Raw genomic sequence first — 5,819 nt, forward strand, 5'->3', positions numbered from 1 at the left:
AAAAAAAGGTATCCACCCGGCTTCCCCTGCCGGATGGATACCTGTCGAACTCCATGCGATGGCGGGTGGTATTACCCCGCTGCTTCTTCCTTGCCCTTCCTGATGACGGCCCTCTTGTCCTCGGGGGGAGGGGGCGGTACGGGCCCGGTGATCTTCGATATGGCACGGAACTTGGGAGGACAGACCTCGAAGCAGGTCCCGCACTTTATGCACTTGTCCTGGTCGACGATGTGGATCTGCTGCTTCACGCTTATGATCGCATCGACGGGGCAGCGTCTCGCGCAGGTCATGCAGGCCTGGCACTTCCCGTGGTCGATGTAGTAGGAGTAGACATCTGCGAACTGCCTGTCTATCTCCTCCTTCGTGAAGAGCTTCTCCTCCTGTTCGTGGTCGTGACCCTCAAGACGGGAGGCGAGCTTCTCGCGGTTTACCATCTTGAAGTAGGGGATGAGCTTCTTGAGGTCATTAAGGCGGGCCTTCAGTTCCCCGGGCTCGATGCCCTCGCCCTTGCCGATGGGGCCAAGGCCCTTTACCGTCTTGACAAAGTCGTTGACGGATTCGGTGAAGACGTTCGCCTCGGCACCGGACATGAAGTTGATCCGGAGCCTCTCGGGGTTGAGGCCGACGTGTTCCATGATCCTCCTCATGAGGAGCACCATGTTCTTGGCCTGGTAGTTCCCGTGGGTGATGTAGTTGCACTCGCCAAGGTGGCACGCACCCAGGAAGACACCGTCTATTCCGTTCTGGAAGGCCCTGAGCACAAATCCCATGTCCACCCGTCCGGAACACATGACGCGGATGATTCTCATTTCAGTTGTATATTGCAGTCTGGAGACTCCAGCCAGGTCAGCTGCGCCGTACGCTCACCAGTTGCAGGCGAAACCCAGGACTCTCGGTTTAAACTTTGCTGTACTCATCTGTTCCCACCTCCTTCTTAAGGTTTACGCATCGGCGGCTGCTGCCGCGTCGATCTGTTTTAAGATCTCGTCCTCGGGGACGACTACGTCGATCTCGCTTATGACCTCTTCATCGGTGAAGTGCCTGAGCTGGATCGCCCCCGTGGGACACTTGGTGTTGCACAGTCCGTCCCCTTTACAGAGAACGGGGTTGACGACGACCTTCTTGCCCTGCTTCGTCTCCTTGAGCTCGAGCGCGCCGTAGGTGCAGACCTCGACGCATGCCCCGCAGCCCATGCACTGTTTCTCGTTGACGGCGCAGACGCTCCCCGATGCCACGACGATATCGTGGGACAGGAGGGTAAGGGCCCTTCCGGCCGCCCCGTAGGACTGGTTGATCGTCTCCTGGATGAACTTCGGATAGTGGGCAAGCCCGCAGAGGTAGACGCCGTCCGTCGCAAACTCGACGGGGCGCAGCTTCACGTGGGCCTCCTTGAAGAAGCCGTCGGGGGAGAGGGTGACCTTGAACTGGCCGGCCACTTCCTTCGTCGCCGCCGAGGGGATGACCGCGGCCGCCAGCGCTATGATGTCGGCGTCGAGCTCGAGCTTCTTGCCGAGGATGTAGTCCGTCGCGGTGACCTTGAGGACGGGCCGCTTGTCCTCTGCCTTGCCGGGTTCGACAACGGGCGGGTCTTGCGGTTCGTAGCGGATGAACCTGACGCCCTTGTCGGCGGCCAGGCGGTAGTAGTCTTCGTTGAACCCGTAGGTCCTGACGTCCCTGAAGAGGACGTAGATGTCCATGTCGGGGTTCTTCTCCTTGAGGAGCAGGGAGTTCTTGATGGACTCGCTGCAGCATATCCTCGAGCAGTAGTTGCGGTCCTCGTTGCGGCAGCCCACGCACTGGATCATGACGAGGCTCTGGGCATTGACCACCTTCTCGTCGTTTGCCGTTATCCTCTCCTCCAGCTCGAGGTGGGTCAGTACCCTTTCATCCTCGCCGTAGAGGTACTCCGTGGGGGTGTACATGTCGACGCCGATGGCGAGGACGGAGGCGCCGTGCTTTATCGCGGTGGTGCCCCGGTCGGACTCAACCGTTGTCACGAAGTTGCCGACGTAGCCCGTCGCCTCCGTGATGGTCGCGTTGTGGTAGACGTGGATGAGCTGGTGTTTGTAGACCTTCGCCTTCAGGTCCCTTAAGTACTCCTGGACGTCGAGGCCCTGGAGGGTCGTGTGGATCCTCCTCGCGATGCCGCCCAGCTCCTTTTCCTTCTCGATGAGGTAGACCTCGTGGCCCTGGTTCGCTATGGACAGGGCGGCGTTCATGCCGGCGATGCCGCCTCCGACGACGAGCGCCCTCTTGTCGACGGGCAGGTCGAACTCCTGGAGGGGCGCGAGCTGGCAGGCCCGTGCAACGGACATCCTGATGATGTCATGGGCCTTCTCGGTGGCCTCTTCCTTCTCCTTCTGGTGGACCCAGGAGTTGTGCTCCCGGATGTTGGCCATCTCGTAGTAGTACTGGTTGATCCCCGCCTCGCGCAGGGTGTCGCGGAAGAGCGGCTCCAAGGTCCTCGGGGAGCATGCGGCGACGACCACGCGGTTTAGGCCCTCTTCCTTTATCTTGTCCGTTATCTCCCTCGCCGAGTTGGTGGCGCAGGAGAAGAGCTGCTCCTGGGCGTAGACGACGTTGGGGAGTGTCTTGCAGTATTCCACCGTGCCGGGGACGTTGACGATCCTGCCGATGTTGGCGCCGCAGTGGCAGACGAAGACGCCCACCCTGGGCTCCTCCTGGGACACGTCCCTCTCTTCGGGGTATATCCTCTCCTTCGAGAGGTTGCCGCGGCGGTAGTCCAGCATCTCGCCGATCTGGCTTCCGGCGCCGGAGGCGCTGAAGACCGACTCGGGGATGTCGATGGGGCCCTGGAGGGCACCGGAGACGAAGATGCCCGGGCGGTTCGTTATCATGGGGTTCCTGGGGTCGAGCTTGCAGAAGTCGTGGGACTCGAGCTCGATGCCGTACTGCTTCGCCATATCCTCGACGCCCTTCGGCGGGTTCATGCCGATGGAGAGGACGACCATGTCGAACTCTTCCTCGATGACCCCCTCCTCGGGGGTGGAGTAGCGGATGGTGACGTTGTGCGTCACCGGGTCTTCTTTAACGATCGAGGGGTAGCTCCTGAAGAAGCGGATGCCGGGGAGGGCCTCGGTCCTCTCGTAGTAGCGCTCGAAGTCCTTGCCGTAGGCGCGCACGTCGTTGTGGAAGATCGTGCACTTCGCGTCGGCGTCGTGGTCCTTCGTCAGGATGACCTGCTTCTGGGTGTAGGTGCAGCAGACCGCGGAGCAGTAGCTGTTGCCGCCCTCTATCACCTGGCGGGAGCCGATGCACTGGATCCAGGCGACGTTGTGGGGGTGCCTCAGGTCGGACTTGCGGAGTATCTCGCCGCCGTAGGGGCCGGTGGAGCACAGGAGCCTCTCGTAGTCCATGCTCGTGACAACGTTCTGGAACTCGCCGTAGCGGTACTCCTCGCGGACCTTCGGGTCGAAGGGCTCGAAGCCCGGGGCGAGGATGATGGCGCCCACGTTGATCTCTTCCTTTCTCGGCTGCTGGTTGAGATCGATGGCGTCGTTCTTACAGACCGCCTCGCAGATGCGGCATTTCTTTTCTTTCAGGTAGAGGCAGCTCTCGTCTATGTAGGTGATGAGCGGGATGGCCTGCGCGAAGTAGACGTGGACCGCCTTGTTCATCGATATGTCCTGGTTGTACTGGTCCGGGTACTTCGCCGGGCAGTACTCCACGCAGACGGTGCAGCCCGTGCACTTGTCTTCCCTGATATAGCGGGGTTTTCTCAGGAGCGTTACGTTGAAGTCTCCCGCCTGCCCCTCGACACTGTCAACCTCGGTATAGGTAAGTACTTCGATGTTGGGATGCCGGCCGACCTCGACCAGCTTGGGTGCGAGAATTCACATCGAGCAGTCGTTGGTCGGGAAGGTCTTGTCGAGCTGGGCCATGTGGCCGCCGATCGACGGGGACTTCTCGACGAGGTACACCCGAAAGCCGGCGGTCGCGAGGTCCAGGGACGCCTGGATGCCGCTTATGCCCCCGCCGACGACCATGACGTCGCCGAAGTTGCCCTGCGGGCCGGTCTTCACCAGCTCCTTGATATTTTCGTTGAGCGATATGACGTTTTCCACTTTCTGTCACCTCATCGGTTTTATTCTTCTCTAACTACTCCATCACGTCGGCAATGATCTCCGTGATGTCCTTAACCTCTATCTCGTCGGCGTGGTTCATGACGAGCCGCGAGTCCTCGAGGGCCGTGATGCAGTACGGGCAGGCGGTGGCGAGCTCGACGGCGCCCTTCTCCAGTGCCTGGTCCACCCGTATGTTGGAGAAGCGCTCGTGCTTCTCCGTCTCCGCCCAGACCCTGCCCCCGCCCATGCCGCAGCAGGTCGAGTCGAGGCGCGCCTCGGGCAGCTCGGCAAACTCGATGCCGGGGACCGCCTGCAGGACCTCGCGGGGGTCGTCGAAGACGCCGTTGTGGCGGCCCAGGTAGCAGGGGTCGTGGTAGGCGACCTTCTTCGCGTACGCGCCGGAGAGTTTCAGTTTGCCCTCTTTTATGAGCCCGGGGATGAGCTGGGAGACGTGGACGACGTCGAAGCTCACCTTGAACTCGGGGTACTCGTTCTTGAAGGTGTGGTAGCAGTGGGGGGAGGAGACGAGTATCTTCTTCACGCCCGCGTCGATGAAGGCCTTGATGTTCTCCCTCGCGAGCTTCTTGAAGAGGTCCTCGTTGCCCGTCTTGCGTATGGACTCCCCGCAGCACACCTCCTTCTCGCCGAGGATCCCGAAGCTGACGTTCGCCTTCTTCAGGACCTTCGCCGTCGCCTGGGCGACCTTCTTCAGGCGGGGGTCGTAGCTGCAGTAGCAGCAGGGGAAGTAGAGGTACTCCATCCCCTCCTTGAAGGGCTTGACGCCGAGCCCGTCGGCCCAGGCCGCGCGGGTCTTCCTGTCCTCGTTGAAGGGGTTGCCCTGGCCGGAGAGCCCTGAGGCCACGGCGCGGTAGGGCTTGACGGGGCCGGCGAAGACGCCGTAGCCCGTCGCCATCCTGCGGATGGCCATCATGTCGTCGATCTGCCTGACGTCACGGGGGCAGCGCTGGGGGCACTTGCCGCAGGTGGTGCAGCGCCAGATCTCCTCCTTCTCGATCTCGCTTATGCCGAAGGTGGCCTCGCGGATCAGCTTCCTCATGGAGAACTTGCGCACCTTGTTCCAGGGACAGACGGTGTCGCACTTGCCGCACTGGTAGCAGTACTTTATCGCGTCTCCGCCTTTCTCCTTTATCTCGTCTATTACCTCTTTGAAGGGGGCTATGATTTCCACGGTAATTAATCCTCTTCTGTTATCCTGATGTTCTAGCCCTTCTGGGACATCCGGGCCAGGGCATCGGTTATCTTGTCCATTCCGTATTTGTCGATCATGGAGGAAAGGCCTACTTCTACGTCTTCCGCTTCAAGGCCCTCTTCTACTTCCTCCTCCCTCTCCTCATAGGTCAGAACGTCATTGAGACACCACTCGACACACATCGGCTTTTCGCGTGGCGGATCATCCTCGCACATGTCGCACTTCAGGGGAAGGCCCGAATCGGGCTCCTTGAATATGTCCCTGGAGGGGCAGGTGGCCCTGCAGAAGGTACATTCATCGTATTCCTTGCCGTCGATGACGTATTTGTCCCTGCCCATGCACTCCGCCGGGGTGTATTCGCCGGCGAATATAGGAAGCCATATGTCTTTAAGCGGGTCGCGGATTATCTGAATGCGAGACCTTGCCGGATTAATGCCGCTGTATCTCGGCGTTGAATGAAAGGCCGAGCAGACTATCTCGCATCCACGGCAGCCGTTGCACTTGTCGGCATCAACCTTGATCGT

Annotated in this window: 4 protein-coding genes; all 4 read right to left on the reverse strand. The window is 60.6% G+C overall.

The features are described from left to right. Positions 1–71 precede the first annotated feature (71 nt). On the reverse strand, positions 72–917 hold the full coding sequence (locus GXX82_07405) for a hydrogenase iron-sulfur subunit (GenBank protein NLT22857.1): 846 nt from the start codon (positions 915–917) through the stop codon (positions 72–74). Between the two features lie 24 nt (positions 918–941). Then, positions 942–4,007: a CoB--CoM heterodisulfide reductase iron-sulfur subunit A family protein gene (locus tag GXX82_07410; protein NLT22858.1), complete on the reverse strand. Its 3,066-nt coding sequence runs from the start codon at positions 4,005–4,007 to the stop codon at positions 942–944. 112 nt (positions 4,008–4,119) lie between these two features. Then, entirely contained in the window at positions 4,120–5,274 is a 1,155-nt protein-coding gene (locus GXX82_07415; protein NLT22859.1) for a (Fe-S)-binding protein, read from the reverse strand. A gap of 32 nt (positions 5,275–5,306) precedes the next feature. Further along, the coding region (locus GXX82_07420) for a (4Fe-4S)-binding protein (protein ID NLT22860.1) at positions 5,307–5,819 on the reverse strand (513 nt) is incomplete at its 5' end.

This window comes from Syntrophorhabdus sp., from assembly GCA_012719415.1.
Classification (GTDB): domain Bacteria; phylum Desulfobacterota; class Syntrophorhabdia; order Syntrophorhabdales; family Syntrophorhabdaceae; genus Delta-02.